The following is a 14,234-nucleotide window of genomic DNA, read 5'->3' as shown; positions in this document are numbered from 1 at the left end:
GAGGGAAGGCGACGGTCATGGCCGGGGCTCATTCGGGAAGCGGCTTGCCCGCATGTTCGGCCGCCATGTAGGCCGCATACCAATCGGGCCAGTTGTGGTCGTGCTCGCCGCCATTGCGCTTCTCGTGTTCGCCATGGGCGGCAGCCGCGCGGCGCAGGGCCGCCGCAAGGTCTCCGACGGAGGCAAAGTCCGCAACGTCGCCATCCACGCGCCCGGGCAGACGTTCGGTCACCTCCTGCAACAGCCAACCGTTGCCGTCGGGGTCGCTGAAGGTGGCATAGGAACGGTAGCTGCGGCCCGCGGGATCGCGCCCGCTGATCGGCGGCTTTCCGGGGCCTTCGCGATGGAAGATCTCGCTGACCTCGGCGCCGCGTTCGACGAGTTCTGCACGCGCGGCTTCGATATCCGAGACGATAAGATAGAGGCCGCTCGTCGAACCGGGCGTAGCCGAGGTCAGCCCGGTGCCGAAGTGGATCGATGCCGGCGAGCCCGGGGGCGTGAACTGCACGACACGAAACGCATCGCCAACGGGGAAGTCCGCATCCAGCCGCCAGCCGAGGCGACCGTAGAAACTCTTGGCGCGATCGACGTCCGATACCGGGATGACCGCGACCTCGAACTTCAGGTCGACCGAAGGCGCCCTGCTCTGATTGTCTGCATTTGCCATGACACGTCTCCAATAAGCGAAACAGGGGTTATGGTGGAAAGGCGCGCGTTCGCGCGCCTCCTACTGTCAACTCGGTTGACGCAGTGACTTGAACGAAGCCCTCAACTCATCGACCAGGGCCGCCGGCTGTTCCCAGGCTGCAAAGTGTCCGCCCTTGGCCAGGCGATTGTAATGGATGAGCTTGGGGAATGCCTTTTCTGCCCAGGACTTCGGCGCCTGATAAAGCTCGTCCGGGAACGCGGTGACGGCCACCGGAATCTGGATGCCCTTCGGCTGGAAGAAGGCAAGTTTGTTTTCCCAATAGAGCCGCGCCGACGACACGGCCGTATTGGTCAGCCAGTAGAGCGTGACATTGTCGAGCACGTCATCGCGCGTCAGCCCTTCCGGCTTGCCATCGAAGACGCGGGCGATCAGCTCGTAGCTGCGGGCGTCATGGTCGAGCATCCAGCTCGCGAGCCCGATCGGCGAATCCTCAATCGCATAAAGTGTTTGCGGCCGTTTGCTCATCTCCTGCGCATAGGAAAGCCCGTTGCGGTAGAAGAAGTCGAGCTGCTCATAGGCACGGCGCTCGTCGGCCGAAAGGCTCGCCGGTGCCGGCTGGCCGGCATCCAGGCCCTTCTGGATTTCGGCTGGCACGGTCGCCGGCATGTTGGTGTGGATCCCGAGCAAGCCCGCCGGCTGCTGCAGGGCCATCTGCTCTGTAACGGCATCGCCCCAGTCGCCGCCCTGCGCGACGTAATGTGAATAGCCGAGACGCTGCATCAGCACCGCCCAGGCGCGCGCGATCCGGACCGGATCCCATCCGCGCTCCGTCGGCTTGCCGGAGAAGCCGTAGCCGGGGAGCGAGGGGATGACGATGTCGAAAGCATCGGCTTCCGTGCCACCGTGGGCGGTCGGATTGGTCAGGGGGTCGATGATCTTCAACTGCTCGATAATCGAGCCCGGCCAGCCGTGGGTGACGACGAGCGGCATCGCATTCTTATGCTTGGAGCGCACGTGAATGAAGTGGATGTCGACGCCGTCGATGTTGGTCACGAATTGCGGCAGATCGTTGAGTGTCTTCTCCACCCGGCGCCAATCGTAGTTTGTTGCCCAATAGTCGGCGAGCTTCTGCATGGTGGCAAGCTGCACGCCCTGGGTGCCGTCCGCCACCAGTTCGCGATCCGGCCACTTGGTCGCCGCGATGCGCTGCTTGAGGTCGGCAAGCGCGGCATCGCTGGCATGGAACTGGAAGGGCCGGATGGATTCGTCCGCAACCGGTTTGGCAGCCGAGGTGATTTGGACGTCGCCGCCGGCGGACACGCCCGCCGCTTTAGCGGCGAGCGGAGGAAGCAGGATCGCGATCGCACCCGACAATGCCAAGGCGGCCAGGCGGCGGTTTTGGACAATGGGCATAGAATGTCTGAACATCATCATTCTCCTGGTTCGATTGGCGAGGCGAGGAACCGCCTCGAAAGTCCGGGTTGGGAGGTTCCCGGAAGGTGAGCGGGCGCTAGCTGCCGATACGGTAGCGAGCGGCCGGAGTTTTCCTGGAAAGGTTCGGCAACAGCTTCTGGCGGGCAGCCTCATAGGCTGCCCAGTCAGCGGCATCCGGCAGCGCCGGGATAGTGATCACTTCGCCCTGGTCGAGGCCGGCAAGTGCCGCGTCCACCATGTCTTCGGCGCGCATGACGATCTCGCTCGGCACGTGTTCGATCGGGGTGCCGGCGATGCCCCAGAAATCTGTGGCGGTCGCACCCGGCAACACGGCCTGGATGCGGATATTCCTGTCGGCAAGTTCTTTTTGAAGCGACAGGGTGAAGGCCAGCACGAAGGCCTTGGTGCCGCCATAGACACCGTTCAGAACTTCCGGCGCCACGCCGACGATCGAGGCGATGTTGATGATCGTGCCGGCACCGCGCGCGGCAAATCCGGGCGCCGCCGCATAGGTCAGCCGCGTCAGCGCGCTGACGTTGAGCGTAATCATCTCGTCCATCTTGTCGACATCGGAGGCAAGCAGCGGCGCGGTCGCGCCGACCCCGGCATTGTTGATCAGCACCGTGATGCTCGCATCGTCCTGAAGGATCTTCTCGACCCGCCTGACATCATCCTTGTTGCCGAGGTCCGCGGCGACGACTTCGACGGAGCGGCCGGTTTCGTCCGCCAGCCGCCGGGCGAGTTCGTCAAGGCGCCCGCGGTTGCGCGCGACGAGAATGAGGTCATATCCGCGATGCGCCAGGCGGTCAGCATAGATCGCGCCGATACCGGACGAAGCACCGGTGATCAGTGCAGTGCCTTTTGAGTTGTTCATTTCAAGCTCCTATCCTTGGGTTGGAGCCTCGATGGTACGGCCGAGAGACCGCGTCTCAAATGTCGTAATTCCGTCTTTTCAGGCCACAAGCGGCTTGCCGTCTGGACGGACGCGAACCAACTTCGCCGTGACCATGCTTATGCGGTGTATCCGCGATGTGTTCGGAAGCGGCGTCTGTGTATCGCAATGTTTGAACGGCCGCGGATGGCGGCATACCGATACGAAATACCCTTGGGCTTTCTGCCGCTGCGCCATAGCGTCAGAAACGAAAACGGGGTCGACATGACGCCGGCCCCGCATTCGTCTGCAAGCAACTCCCTGAAAATACAGGAGGCTCAGAGATTGTAGAGACTGCGCGCGAACGCGCCGATGCCCTTTCCGTCGAGCAGGCTGAGGGGCGCGCGGAACGTCACCCGCGCGACGCCTGGATGGCGGCCGATCTCGATTGCACCTGCGATCGTCGCCCGGTTCATCACTTCGGGAACGCTGAGGCCGAGCAGGTCTGCCGCCCGTTCCAGCCCGTTCGTGGTCGCATCATTGAGGTTCGCGCCTGTGCCGATGAAGGTGACCGGAGCGTCGGCCTCGACCTCTCGGACACCGTGCTTGCGAGCAAGTGCCGCCACCCGCGTGCGTTCCGCCGCGTTCAGCGGACGCGCAAGGAACGGTACATCATCCAGCACCGGCAGGAGGATCGGCCCGTCGATCTTGAGCCCCTTGATGACATGGACCTCCAGCGTCACCGTGCCGGCGACGTCGCAGGTATGGCCGGCAATTTCGCCGTCGCCCTGAAGGGCATGCATGTCCCCCATATAGATACCGCCCCCCGGGACCTTGACCGGGCAGATCAGGATCGCGCCCTCCCGAACGGTGTTCACGTCCATGTGGCCGTCGGTCTTATGCCGAACGAGCTCGTCCGCGGTCAGGGAATAGGCATGTGGCGCGTCGGTCAGAAACTGGCCGAAGTCGCCGGCATTGTGCGAGTCCGGCATCGGCTTCGAAGGCGTCGTGCCCAGTTGGCCGAGGAATGGCCGAAGCCTTGTGGCGACACCGACGAGGTCCGCCGGCGCGAAGGTCAGGATCGGATGCTGGATCGAGCCGTCCGGCAGGGCCAGCAGCCGTTCCGCATCCGTGGCGAAGGTTTCGGCGGTCGCCTTGCCGACGGTCAGGCCCACCTGGCGCTCATCGTCGAAAGCGATCGTGTAGCCGTTGGTGAAGATGAAGGGCGTCGCGTCCGCGCCGCACTTCTCGCAGCGGATCGCCGTCTGGCCGATGCCTTCCACCCGCGTGCGCGGCCATTCCGTGCCACAGCCCGGGCAAACGGCCGCGCAGAAGGGGTCACCGTTGAAGCGACCAGCCACCACCTCGTCGTTGCCCGAGGCAGTCGCCGCGGACGTAACGATCAGCGAACGGATTCGAATGGCAATGGCATCGCCGATCTCGGCACCTGCGACCGCCACAGGGCGCGTCACCTCATGTCCGCCGCGGATCTCCGGCGTGATCATCGGCCCCCAACATCCCGGCGCCGTGTTGGCGATGATGACACCGCCATCCGCAACCGGCCCCAGCATCGGCTCGGCCGGATCGAGGATCCCGTTGGTCAATTCGTTGACGAATACCGTCCGAGCCCCGGCCGTCTGGCGCTCTCTCGTTTTCTCCAGCATGTCACTTTCCTCCAGGTTGATTGGTGTCAAAGGTTCAGGCCGCTCGTCACGGCGATACTATCATCAGTTGAGGAACGGATCGGCAAGTTCTTCGTGCGGCGCCTCTTGCACCAATCCTGCTATCTGCTCGGCAACCGTAGCGGGTCTGGCACCCGAGACGAGTGCGGCAAGAAGCGAGGGCTCTCTCGGGTCGCTATCCCAGGCGCATGGGGCGGCCGCGAGCACGGCGATGGCGAAAATTGTTGCGAAGATACGCATGGTGGCTCCTTCCGTTATTGATGTCGGCAGCGGCGTTTCGTCACCAAGGGCTCGTGCTCGCGGCCAGAGATCTTCTTGGACGTATCGCGGGTGTAACCAGTTGCGCGCTGGCAGTTCGTCTCTGTCGCCCACGGCACGCTCTCATCCAAAGGTGAAGACGAAAGCTTCTGCGCCGGGTGCGAGGAAGCGGATTTCGAAGGTCCGCTCCCGGGCTTCGCCGGACTGGCGGACGAGTTGGTAAAGGCGGGTCTCCGTGACAGTACCTTTGCCGGCCGCATCGATATCCGCGCCATGGTCCGCACCGGGCGCCACGCCATCGACGGTTATCTGAAACGGGACCGGCTTACCGCCGGCGCCGGGGCCGAGGACCAGGTGCAGGTCCCGCGCGCGGAACCGGTAGGTGATGCCGCCGCCGGCGTCGTTGAGCCGCGCCTCTTCGGCGCCAACCGTCCAATTGCCGGTCAGCCCCCATTCATTGAGCCCCGGTTTGCCGACTGTGTACCGTACCGCTGCATTGGCCGAGACGCCCTCGGGCGAGACGAAGTGTGCCGCGCGCGCATAGCCGACATAGGTCTCGCCTGAGCCGAGGCGTGCCAAGTCCGGCGAGGCCTCGGCGCCCTTCGCATCCGGCTTGACCAGACCGCCTTCGGCCTTTTTCTTGCCGGCTGCTTCCGCCAGCAGGTCCTGGATCACCCGCTCGGACCCCTCGTAGTCGCCTTCGCCGAAATGGGTGTAGCGGATCTGCCCCTCGGCATCGATGAAGTAGTGGGCGGGCCAGTAGCTGTTGGAGAAGGCGCGCCAGATGGCGAAATCGTTGTCGATCGCCACCGGATAGGTGATCTTGAAATCGCGTACCGCCTTCTCGACATTGCCGATCTGCTTTTCGAAAGCGAATTCCGGAGCGTGCACGCCGATGACGACAAGGCCCTGGTCCCGATACTTCTCAGCCCAGGCCCGAACGTAAGGGATGGTGCGGATGCAGTTGATGCAGGAATAGGTCCAGAAATCGACAAGCACGACCTTGCCGCGAAGCTCGGCCGGCGTCAGCGGCTTCGAATTCAACCACTGAACTGCACCGTCAAGCGACGGGAACTGTCCTTCGACCGGAAGGTCGCTGCGATAGGCCGCCTGTCGCGTATCCTTTGCGGCAAAGGTCATGCGCGTGCTTGCGACGTTCACGGGCGATGCACCGCTGCGCAGGCGATCGAGGATCGACTGTTCTAAGCCCGGCGTACTCGCATAAGAAAGCTGCGCCAAAAGACCGGTGTCGAGCCCCAGCGCGATCGCGCCAACGCCAGCAAGCACTGCGACGCCGAGACCCTGGCGGATGCGGTCGCCAAGGCCGAGAAAGCGCTTCATCGCCGCGAACACTCGAGCACCGGCCAGAACGGCAAGCGCCAGCGAGGTCGCTGCACCGGCCGCATAGGCGACAAGCAACAGCGTCGTCTGCGCATTCGCGCCATTCAGCGCCGCCCCTGTTAGCACCAGGCCGAGCACCGGCCCGGCGCACGGCGCCCAGAGCAATCCGGTCGCAACGCCAAGGAGGATCGAGCCGCCGATGCTACCCTTCTCCCCGGTCGCGGCCTTCCGCGACAGCCGGTTGCCGAGTTCCACGAGCGGACCGGTCACGAGGGCGGCAGCCCGCGTCGAGAGCAGTGTCACGCCGAAGACGGCGAGCATCGCGATCGCTGCGTAGCGGCCGTAGGCGTCTGCCTGCACAGCCCAGTTGCCGCCAAGGGCTGCAAGCGAAGCGATACCCGCAAAGGTCACGATCTTGGCGAGCAGCATCGGAAGAATGCTGGTGGAAAAGGGCTGGCCGGTGCGGGCAAACACGAATGGCAGCACCGGCAGGATGCAGGGGCTGACGATCGTCAGCACGCCGGCAAGATAGGCTACAACAAAGAGGATCATCATCGTCTCTCCGCATGGGATCGATGCCCGAGGCACAGATCGCTTGTCACGTGCGGCAGAGGACCATCGCGACGTATCGCGGATGTTTCCGACAGGAGCGGATTTGTATCTCAATGCATCAGAGTGCAGCTCACCATCGCAATTCGCGCAATCAATATATTCCATGAGATATAACGGCATGCCATAGTGCGGCCCGACCGATCCCTCTCGCTATCGTGGCCTCCATGTTGAAATCTCTTGCGATAATCTTTTCCGCCATGCTCGGCCTTGCCTCAGGCGCAGCCGAGGCGCGTACGATCACCGATGCCGCAGGGCGGACGGTTGAGGTTCCCGATACCATCACCCGCGTGCTTGCTGCCGGCCCGCCGGCCTCGGTACTCACCTACGTGCTGGCGCCGGACAAGCTCGCCGGCTGGGTACGGGAGCCGACGGAGGAGCAAAAGGCATATCTGATGCCGTCGGTCCGGGACCTGCCGACCTACGGCCAGCTCACGGGCAAGGGCGGCAGCGCCAATGTCGAGGCGGCGCTTGCCGCCAAACCGGACATCATTCTCGACGTCGGCACCGTCAACGACACCTACCGCTCACTGGCCGACAAGGTGCAGGCGCAGAGCGGCATTCCCTACGTGCTGATCGACGGCCGCTTCACCGACAGCGGCAAGACGCTGCGCGACGTCGGCGCGCTGCTTGGCGTGACCGAACGCGCCGAAACGCTGGCAACCTATGCCGACAAGCGGATCAAGGACCTGAACGACAACCTTGCCAAGATACCGGCCGATCAGCGGCCGCGCGTCTATTATGGACGCGGCCCGGAAGGGCTGGAAACAGGGCTTTCCGGCTCGATCAATGTCGAGATCCTCGAGGCCGTCGGCGCAGAGAATGTTGCGGCGGCGGCCGGCAAGGGCAGCCTGACCCAGGTGTCGCTCGAACAGATCCTCTCCTGGAATCCGGACGTCATCATCGCCGCAAGCGGCAAATTTGCGGCCTCGGCCAAGAAGGATCCGCTCTGGGCCGACGTGAAGGCAATCACCACCGGCCGGGTGTTCACTGCGCCGTCCCTGCCCTACGGCTGGTTCGACTCGCCGCCTGCGATCAACCGTCTGATCGGCGTCGCATGGCTGCAGAAGCTGTTCTATCCCGATAGCGTCAAGGGCGATCTGAAGGCTGAGACCCGCGACTTCTACAAGCTGTTCTACCAGGTCGACCTGACGGACGAACAAGTGGCCACGCTCCTGAAGGGGGCGGTGCCGGCTTCGAAATGAACCGGAGACAGGAAACATCGGAAATGACGGCCGACGGGCGCAAGGGCAATCTCTGGCTCCTCGTCGGCCCCCTCCTGCTGCTGGCCCTGGCGTCGATGTCGGTCGGCAAATATGCCGGCCCTGCGGAAATCGCCGAGGCGCTGCGCGCGGCCCTGTCGGGACAGCCGAGCGATCCCGTTCTTTCGACCGTGCTCTGGAATGTGCGGCTGCCACGCGTTGCAGGCGCGATGCTGATCGGCGCGGCACTTGCCGCAGCCGGCGCCACCTATCAGGGGCTTTTCCGAAATCCGCTCGTTTCGCCGGATATTCTCGGCGTTTCCGGCGGCGCCAGTCTCGGCGCCGTCATCGGCATCTTTCTGTCGCTGCCGGTCCTCGCAATCCAGGCGATCAGCTTTGCCGGCGGGTTGCTTGCGGTCGCCGCGGTCTATGCCGTTGGCTTGGCGATCCGAGGACGCGATCCGGCCCTGACCTTGGTCCTGGCGGGGATTGCCATCGGCGCCCTTGTGGGTGCTGGCATATCGCTCATCAAGATCCTTGCCGATCCCTATGACCAGTTGCCGGCGATCACCTATTGGCTGCTCGGCAGCCTGACGGCGATCAGCCGTCTCGACGTCATCTCGATCCTGCCGGCGCTTTTGATCGGGCTGGTGCCGCTGGTGCTTTTTCGTTGGCGTATGAACCTCATGACACTCGGCGACGAGGAAGCCCAGACCCTGGGCGTCGACACGCGTACGACCCGCGCATTGCTGATCGCGGCAGCTACGCTGATCACGGCGGCGGCCGTCTCCGTCAGCGGCGTCATCGGCTGGATCGGCCTCGTCATCCCGCACATCGCGCGCATGCTGGTCGGCCCGGACTTCCGCCGCCTGCTGCCGGCGTCCATGATCGCCGGCGCTGCCTATCTGCTTGTTGTCGACATGCTGGCGCGCAGCATAGCGCTCGTCGAAGTGCCGCTCGGCATTCTGACGGCGGCCGTTGGCGCGCCCTTCTTCCTCTGGCTGCTCGCCTCCGGCCGGAGGGCCTGGCAATGACGTTGGAGATCAGAAATCTCGCCTTCGGCTATGGCCAACGCTCGGTGGGCGAGAATGTCTCCCTGTCGCTTGCATCCGGCGAGGTTCTGGCCCTGCTCGGCCCCAACGGCGCCGGCAAGACGACGCTGTTCAAGACCGTCCTCGGTCTCCTGCCAGTCAAGGCTGGAGACATTCTCCTGGACGGGCGACCGCTTTCCGCCTGGCCACGGCGTGAGCGCGCCAGGCAGATCGCCTATGTGCCGCAAGCGCATGCCGCACTCTTCCCCTTTACGGTGCTGGAGGTTGTCTTGATGGGGCGAGCCCCTCACCTCGCGCCGTTCTCCTCGCCTGGCACCCGCGATCGCCGGATCGCCATGGAAGCGCTTGCCGGCCTTGGCATGTCCCACCTTGCCCTGCGCGCCTATACAGAGATCAGCGGTGGCGAGCGCCAGATGGCGTTGATCGCTCGCGCGCTGACGCAGGAACCCGCCATCCTCGTCATGGACGAGCCGACCGCCAATCTCGACTACGGCAACCAGATGCGGGTGCTTTCGCATGTCCGGGCGCTGGCGGAACAGGGGCTTTCGGTCGTGCTTTCGACGCACAATCCGGATCACGCCTTCCTCGTTGCGGACCGCGTCGCCCTTCTCCATGCCGCAAAGCTTATCGCGCTCGGCTTGCCCAAGGACGTGTTGACGCCCACCGCCCTCAAACAACTCTACGACATCGATGTGGTGATCGGCTCGATCGACGGCAGCGAGGCCCGCCTCTGTGCTCCGCGCCTCACCGCCCCCTCTGCAAGGAAAGGAACAGATCATGGTTCGCCAGAACGAAATCCGTGAGAACGAGGTGGCCGTGGCGCCGCCCGCGCCAACCGACGCCGGTCTCGTCTTTATTGGCCGCATTTCCACGCCCTGGACGTCGCGCATGGAAACCCCACGCCAGGGGCGGCATGACGGCCCGGTCTGCCGCATCGAAATCTTCGAACCCTGGGTTCTCGCTCTGAAAGGCGTGGAGGCGTTCGAACGGCTGGAAATCCTCTACTGGCTCGACCGCTCGCGGCGCGACCTGGTGCTGCAGAGCCCCGCCAGCAACGGCGAAGTGCACGGAACATTCTCGCTACGCTCGCCGGTTCGGCCAAACCCGATCGGCACCTCTATCGTCAAGCTCGAAGCCGTGGAAGGCTCGAGCCTTCTCGTTCGCGGTCTCGACTGCCTCGACGGCACGCCGCTCATCGATCTCAAGCCCGACCGGACGCTGTTCAAGCCAATTGCGCCGCCACAGCGCGGCGACTTTGAGACCGGCGACGGCAACGCGCATTACTGCCAGAAGGCGTGATCCGGCCGCGGTTTGGCAGGGCGCGACGGTCGGTTCGCGCGCCCTTGCCGCAAGCGTATCAGTCGATGCCGACCATGACGTCCGAGGCCTTGATGACCGCGTAGGCTTCGCCGCCAACCTTCAGGCCGAGTTCGTCGACCGACTCGTTGGTGATCGCAGCCGTCACGATCGAGCCGCCGACGTCGATCCGGACGTGGGCGGTGGTCGCGCCCTTGACGACTTCGACGATCTTGCCCTTGAGGCGGTTGCGTGCGCTGATTTTCATGCGGTTCTCCTTCGTGTTGGCTAGGCTGAATGTCGCGGTTGCCGCATTCATCCGCTAGGCCGGACGGGGTTTATCCCGGATCGGCGATGCGAATAGCAGCCTGCGAGGCGAAACAGTATCATCGTCGCGCAGTCACGTGCAGTCTCCCCGCTGCATTGTCATGTTAATCGCGGAGCGTGATCCACACCGGCGCATGATCGCTCGCGCCCTCCATGCCCCGAACTTCCCGGTCGATGCCGGCACCGGTCAGCTTGCGGGAAAGCTTGCGGCTGAGGAGCATATGATCGAGCCGAAGCCCCGCGTCGCGCTGCCAACGGTTCCGGCGATAGTCCCAGAAGGTGAAAAGCTGGTCCTTCGGGTGGATCTTGCGCAGCGCATCGAGCCAGCCCTGGTCGAGAAGTTCGCCGAATGCGGCGCGGCTTTCGGGCTGGACCAGCGCGTTGTCGTCGTAGGAGGTTGTCGGGTAGATGTCGCGCGGCTCTGGAACGATGTTGTAGTCGCCGGCAAGCACGACAGGCAGATTGAGCGCGTAGAGCTCGGCCGCATGCTTGGCAAAACGCTCGTGCCAGCCAAGCTTGTAGACGAACTTGGGGCCCGGCTGCGGGTTGCCGTTGGGCGCGTAGAGGCAGGCGACCAGGAGGCCGCTGACGGCAGCCTCGATGTAACGCGCCTCGGCATCCGACGGGTCGTCGTCGAGCCCCACACGGGTCAGCACCGGCTCGCTGCCGCGGGCGAGGATCGCCACACCGTTCCATGCGGATTGTCCCTGCCAGACCGCGCCATAACCGGCCGCCTCGATCGCCGAGCGTGGGAACTGCCGATCGGTCGCCTTCAACTCCTGCAGGCAAACGATGTCCGGCTCCGCCTCGCCCAGCCAGGCGATCAGGTTGTCGAGCCGCCTGTTGATGCCGTTGATGTTGAAGGTGGCGATCTTCATCCCGGCGATCGGATCAGCGTGTCAGCCGGGCAGCCCAGGCTGCCACCGCATCGGCCAAGGTCCTCAAATGGTCGGCGGTCGAAAAGCCAGAAATGCTCTTGCGCGGTTTGAGGTCATGGTCTCCGTCCTCGAGCCACAGGACTTCGATCGCATCGGAAAGCACGTAGTTCTGAACTTCCTCGCGCGTGCCGAATTCGTCGCGCGTTCCCTGGCAGATCAGCGTTGGCGTCTTGAGGTCGGCCAGGTGCTTGGTGCGCAGCTGCTCGGGCTTGGCCGGAGGATGGAAGGGATAGCCGAGGCAGAGCAGCCCGGTGATCCTGCCGGCAGCATGCAAGGGACCGGCGACCATGCTCGCGACGCGTCCCCCCATCGACTTGCCGCCGATGATAAGTGGGCCTTTGACGTCCAGATCGTCGATGGCGGCGAGGTATTCGGGATTAAGCGTGTCGGCGCGGGGCGGTGGTTTGCGCCCCTCCACCGTGCGCCTTGCCGCCATGTAGCCAAACTCGAAGCGCGCGACGCGAAAGCCTGCCGTCGCAAGCGCCCCTGCGGTCGCGGTCATCGACGCCGAATCCATCGGCGCGCCGGCGCCATGGGCAAGGAGGATGGTGACCGCAGCATCGTCGGGTCCGTCGAAGAGAAATTTGTCGCCCATATCAGCCTGCTGTTCTCGGGCGGTCCTGCAGGTCGACATATTGCACGCCGCGCTCCGCCGTTCGCGCCCATTCGCTATCGCTATCGAGTTCCAGATAGCGGCTCCACCAGCGCTTCGCCTCCGCGAGATCGCCGGCATCGAATTCGAGTTTCGCCAGATTGAAGACGGCGTCGGCATAGTCGCCGTCGATCTCGATCGCCTTCCTGAGATGCCGGCGCGCGGCGTCGATCCGGCCGCGTTCGTTCATCAGCCCCGCGAGGTTGAACCAGGCCTCGACGAAGGAAGGATCGAGCTTGATGGCACGGGCGTAATCATGGGCGGCCTCAAGCTCGCGCCCCGCCGCCTTCAGGCAATTGGCGCGGTTGAAGGCCGCGACCGAATCCGTCCGGTCCATGGCAAGATAGCGCTGATAGAAGGCCGCAGCCTCCAGGTAGTCGCCATTGGCTTCCGCCTCCTCGGCCAGATCGAAGAGATCTTCGAGGGCGCCATCGTCCGGTGTATCGAGATCGAAGAGCAATTGCCCATTCAGCTCGCTCAGGCCCTCGGCGCTGCGGGCGTAGATCGCATCGGTGCCGCCATGGTGTAGCGAAAGCGCCGTCAGCGAGGCAACCGGTCCGGATCGATGAACGGACCGTGCGATCGCGCTCCAACTCGCCCCGCAGGCAATCAGCTCGGCATATTTTCGGGCAAGGATGAGGTCGCGGAACGAATAAGGCTCGCTGTCATGCTCGAACGCGTCGAACAGGGAGAGCAGGTCGAAGACGCGCGGCGAGAGCCTCGCCTGATCGATCAGCGACTGGCGACTGAGCGCGGAGGCAACCGGCACCGACATCAACCCCAGAAGGCGAAGAAAGCCGTTCTCGCTGACAAGCCATCGCCCGCTTTCGCGTTCGCCATCGAAGCGGGCTTCGATCTCCGCCTCGCTCGATTTGGCAAGCAGGCTGCGACCGAACACCAGATAGGTCGTCTGCCGCGTGACGCCGCGACGCAGGTGGCCGTGCTGGCGCTCGACCTCGCGCGCCACCAGCCGGCGCGGGAAGGCCGAGAGCGCCCCGACGATACCGAATGTCTGGCCTGCTACAGCCATCAGGCTTTCTTCTTCGCGGCGGGTTTTGCCGCTGTGCGCTTGGCTGGCGCCGCCGCTTTGGCGGTTTGCTTGGCCGCCGGCTCGGCCTTGGGCTTGCTCTTTGCAGGCGGCTTCGACTGCGACAGGCTCGCCTTCAGCGCATCCATGAGGTTGATGACGTTGCCACGCTCAGGGGCTGCCGCAATGATCGGCTTGTGGCCTTTGAGCTTCTCGCGGATCATCTTCATCAGCGCGATCTCGTAGCGGTCCTCATAGTTCTTCGGATTGAAGACCGTCATCTTCTGCTGGATCAAGGCTTCGGCGAGTTGCAGCATTTCCGGGTCCGGGTGACCAACGGGTACATTGCCGAAATATTCAGCCGTTCCGCGCACTTCGCTCGGGTTTCTCAGCGTACACACGAACATGCCGGTCTCGCGCGCACCGATGGTCACCACCCGTTCGCGGCTCGAAAGCACGAGGCGCGCGATCGCCACCTTGCCGCTCTTTTTCAACGCTTCGCGCAACACGACGAAGGTTTCCTCAGCCATCGCGCCGTCTGGGGCGAGGTAGTAGGGCGCATCCTGGTAGATCACATCGACGGAACCTTCGTCGACGAAGGCCTCGATGTTCATCGTGTGATTGGACTCGATCCTGACGCTGTCGAGATCGCTGTCCTCGATGATGATGTACTTCTTGTCCTCGTATTCGTAGCCCTTGACCAGATCCGAGCGCTCGACGAGCCCGAGTTCGGGATCGACCGGCTTCATGTTGATCCGGTTATGGGTGTCCTTGTGCAGCTGGTTGAAGCTGATGCGCTCGCTCGAACTGGTCGCCGGATAGAGCCTGACGGGGCAACTGACGAGACTGAGTTTGAGGTAACCTTTCCAACTTGCCCTGGGCGCCATTGATGTCTC

General features: G+C 64.1%; 15 protein-coding genes. 4 read left to right on the top strand and 11 right to left on the bottom strand.

What is annotated here, in order from left to right; all coding sequences use genetic code 11:
- Positions 1-28: 28 nt before the first annotated feature.
- The 6 genes from M2267_RS21065 to M2267_RS21040 form a co-directional block, all read right to left on the bottom strand.
- Positions 29-667 carry a VOC family protein gene (locus M2267_RS21065; RefSeq protein WP_429116811.1) on the bottom strand — a complete coding sequence of 213 codons (639 nt, stop codon included), beginning with the start codon at positions 665-667 and terminating at the stop codon, positions 29-31.
- A 66-nt stretch (positions 668-733) separates the two neighbouring features.
- A complete protein-coding gene (locus M2267_RS21060) occupies positions 734-2,077 on the bottom strand; it encodes an epoxide hydrolase family protein (RefSeq protein WP_429116809.1) in 1,344 nt (447 codons plus the stop codon).
- An 82-nt stretch (positions 2,078-2,159) separates the two neighbouring features.
- On the bottom strand, positions 2,160-2,957 hold the full coding sequence (locus tag M2267_RS21055) for an SDR family NAD(P)-dependent oxidoreductase (RefSeq protein ID WP_429116806.1): 798 nt from the start codon (positions 2,955-2,957) through the stop codon (positions 2,160-2,162).
- 335 nt (positions 2,958-3,292) lie between these two features.
- The gene (locus tag M2267_RS21050; RefSeq protein ID WP_429116803.1) at positions 3,293-4,618 is read right to left on the bottom strand and encodes an acetamidase/formamidase family protein; all 1,326 of its coding nucleotides are present in this window, start codon (positions 4,616-4,618) and stop codon (positions 3,293-3,295) included.
- A 63-nt stretch (positions 4,619-4,681) separates the two neighbouring features.
- Positions 4,682-4,876: a hypothetical protein gene (locus tag M2267_RS21045; protein ID WP_429116800.1), complete on the bottom strand. Its 195-nt coding sequence runs from the start codon at positions 4,874-4,876 to the stop codon at positions 4,682-4,684.
- A gap of 141 nt (positions 4,877-5,017) precedes the next feature.
- Positions 5,018-6,787 (bottom strand): cytochrome c biogenesis protein DipZ, encoded by a 1,770-nt coding sequence (locus M2267_RS21040; protein ID WP_429116892.1) that lies wholly within the window; start codon positions 6,785-6,787, stop codon positions 5,018-5,020.
- A gap of 224 nt (positions 6,788-7,011) precedes the next feature.
- Here M2267_RS21040 and M2267_RS21035 point away from each other — a divergent pair, with 224 nt between their 5' ends.
- From M2267_RS21035 to tsaA, 4 genes are read left to right on the top strand one after another with little or no spacing between them, the layout of a single operon-like run.
- The gene (locus tag M2267_RS21035; RefSeq protein WP_429116797.1) at positions 7,012-8,049 is read left to right on the top strand and encodes an iron ABC transporter substrate-binding protein; all 1,038 of its coding nucleotides are present in this window, start codon (positions 7,012-7,014) and stop codon (positions 8,047-8,049) included.
- 23 nt (positions 8,050-8,072) lie between these two features.
- Positions 8,073-9,080, top strand: a complete 1,008-nt coding sequence (locus M2267_RS21030; protein ID WP_429116794.1) for a FecCD family ABC transporter permease — start codon at positions 8,073-8,075, stop codon at positions 9,078-9,080.
- Positions 9,077-9,901, top strand: a complete 825-nt coding sequence (locus M2267_RS21025) for an ABC transporter ATP-binding protein (RefSeq protein WP_429116791.1) — start codon at positions 9,077-9,079, stop codon at positions 9,899-9,901. The genes M2267_RS21030 and M2267_RS21025 overlap by 4 nt, the downstream gene beginning before the upstream one ends.
- The gene (gene tsaA / locus M2267_RS21020) at positions 9,876-10,397 is read left to right on the top strand and encodes a tRNA (N6-threonylcarbamoyladenosine(37)-N6)-methyltransferase TrmO (RefSeq protein ID WP_429116788.1); all 522 of its coding nucleotides are present in this window, start codon (positions 9,876-9,878) and stop codon (positions 10,395-10,397) included. The genes M2267_RS21025 and tsaA overlap by 26 nt, the downstream gene beginning before the upstream one ends.
- Positions 10,398-10,455: 58 nt before the next feature.
- Here the strand turns inward: tsaA and M2267_RS21015 are convergent, their stop codons facing one another.
- The 5 genes from M2267_RS21015 to M2267_RS20995 all read right to left on the bottom strand — a co-directional run bounded on the left by M2267_RS21015 (position 10,456) and on the right by M2267_RS20995 (position 14,225).
- The gene (locus M2267_RS21015; RefSeq protein WP_043613318.1) at positions 10,456-10,662 is read right to left on the bottom strand and encodes a TOBE domain-containing protein; all 207 of its coding nucleotides are present in this window, start codon (positions 10,660-10,662) and stop codon (positions 10,456-10,458) included.
- 163 nt (positions 10,663-10,825) lie between these two features.
- Positions 10,826-11,599 carry an exodeoxyribonuclease III gene (xth, locus tag M2267_RS21010; RefSeq protein ID WP_429116785.1) on the bottom strand — a complete coding sequence of 258 codons (774 nt, stop codon included), beginning with the start codon at positions 11,597-11,599 and terminating at the stop codon, positions 10,826-10,828.
- 13 nt (positions 11,600-11,612) lie between these two features.
- On the bottom strand, positions 11,613-12,254 hold the full coding sequence (locus tag M2267_RS21005; protein WP_429116783.1) for an alpha/beta hydrolase family protein: 642 nt from the start codon (positions 12,252-12,254) through the stop codon (positions 11,613-11,615).
- A 1-nt stretch (position 12,255) separates the two neighbouring features.
- On the bottom strand, positions 12,256-13,341 hold the full coding sequence (locus M2267_RS21000) for a tetratricopeptide repeat protein (RefSeq protein WP_429116781.1): 1,086 nt from the start codon (positions 13,339-13,341) through the stop codon (positions 12,256-12,258).
- The gene (locus M2267_RS20995) at positions 13,341-14,225 is read right to left on the bottom strand and encodes a Ku protein (RefSeq protein WP_429116778.1); all 885 of its coding nucleotides are present in this window, start codon (positions 14,223-14,225) and stop codon (positions 13,341-13,343) included. Before M2267_RS20995 ends, M2267_RS21000 begins: the two co-directional genes overlap by 1 nt.
- Positions 14,226-14,234 lie beyond the last annotated feature (9 nt).

It is taken from the genome of Ensifer sp. KUDG1 (assembly GCF_050434285.1).
In the GTDB taxonomy this organism is placed as follows: Bacteria; Pseudomonadota; Alphaproteobacteria; order Rhizobiales; family Rhizobiaceae; genus Ensifer.
Note: the sequence above shows the minus strand (reverse complement) of the source record. Positions and strands in the feature narration are given on the sequence as shown.

What these genes read in the sequence shown, in the direction of transcription:
- M2267_RS21045 (WP_429116800.1), bottom strand. Translation starts at nt 4,876, where the DNA reads ATGCGTATCTTCGCAACAATTTTCGCCATCGCCGTGCTCGCGGCCGCC.
- M2267_RS21040 (WP_429116892.1), bottom strand. Translation starts at nt 6,787, where the DNA reads ATGATCCTCTTTGTTGTAGCCTATCTTGCCGGCGTGCTGACGATCGTC.
- xth (WP_429116785.1), bottom strand. Translation starts at nt 11,599, where the DNA reads ATGAAGATCGCCACCTTCAACATCAACGGCATCAACAGGCGGCTCGAC.
- M2267_RS21005 (WP_429116783.1), bottom strand. Translation starts at nt 12,254, where the DNA reads ATGGGCGACAAATTTCTCTTCGACGGACCCGACGATGCTGCGGTCACC.
- M2267_RS21025 (WP_429116791.1), top strand. Translation starts at nt 9,077, where the DNA reads ATGACGTTGGAGATCAGAAATCTCGCCTTCGGCTATGGCCAACGCTCG.
- M2267_RS21035 (WP_429116797.1), top strand. Translation starts at nt 7,012, where the DNA reads ATGTTGAAATCTCTTGCGATAATCTTTTCCGCCATGCTCGGCCTTGCC.
- M2267_RS21065 (WP_429116811.1), bottom strand. Translation starts at nt 667, where the DNA reads ATGGCAAATGCAGACAATCAGAGCAGGGCGCCTTCGGTCGACCTGAAG.
- M2267_RS20995 (WP_429116778.1), bottom strand. Translation starts at nt 14,225, where the DNA reads ATGGCGCCCAGGGCAAGTTGGAAAGGTTACCTCAAACTCAGTCTCGTC.
- M2267_RS21060 (WP_429116809.1), bottom strand. Translation starts at nt 2,077, where the DNA reads ATGTTCAGACATTCTATGCCCATTGTCCAAAACCGCCGCCTGGCCGCC.
- M2267_RS21015 (WP_043613318.1), bottom strand. Translation starts at nt 10,662, where the DNA reads ATGAAAATCAGCGCACGCAACCGCCTCAAGGGCAAGATCGTCGAAGTC.
- M2267_RS21030 (WP_429116794.1), top strand. Translation starts at nt 8,073, where the DNA reads ATGACGGCCGACGGGCGCAAGGGCAATCTCTGGCTCCTCGTCGGCCCC.
- M2267_RS21000 (WP_429116781.1), bottom strand. Translation starts at nt 13,341, where the DNA reads ATGGCTGTAGCAGGCCAGACATTCGGTATCGTCGGGGCGCTCTCGGCC.
- M2267_RS21050 (WP_429116803.1), bottom strand. Translation starts at nt 4,618, where the DNA reads ATGCTGGAGAAAACGAGAGAGCGCCAGACGGCCGGGGCTCGGACGGTA.
- tsaA (WP_429116788.1), top strand. Translation starts at nt 9,876, where the DNA reads ATGGTTCGCCAGAACGAAATCCGTGAGAACGAGGTGGCCGTGGCGCCG.
- M2267_RS21055 (WP_429116806.1), bottom strand. Translation starts at nt 2,957, where the DNA reads ATGAACAACTCAAAAGGCACTGCACTGATCACCGGTGCTTCGTCCGGT.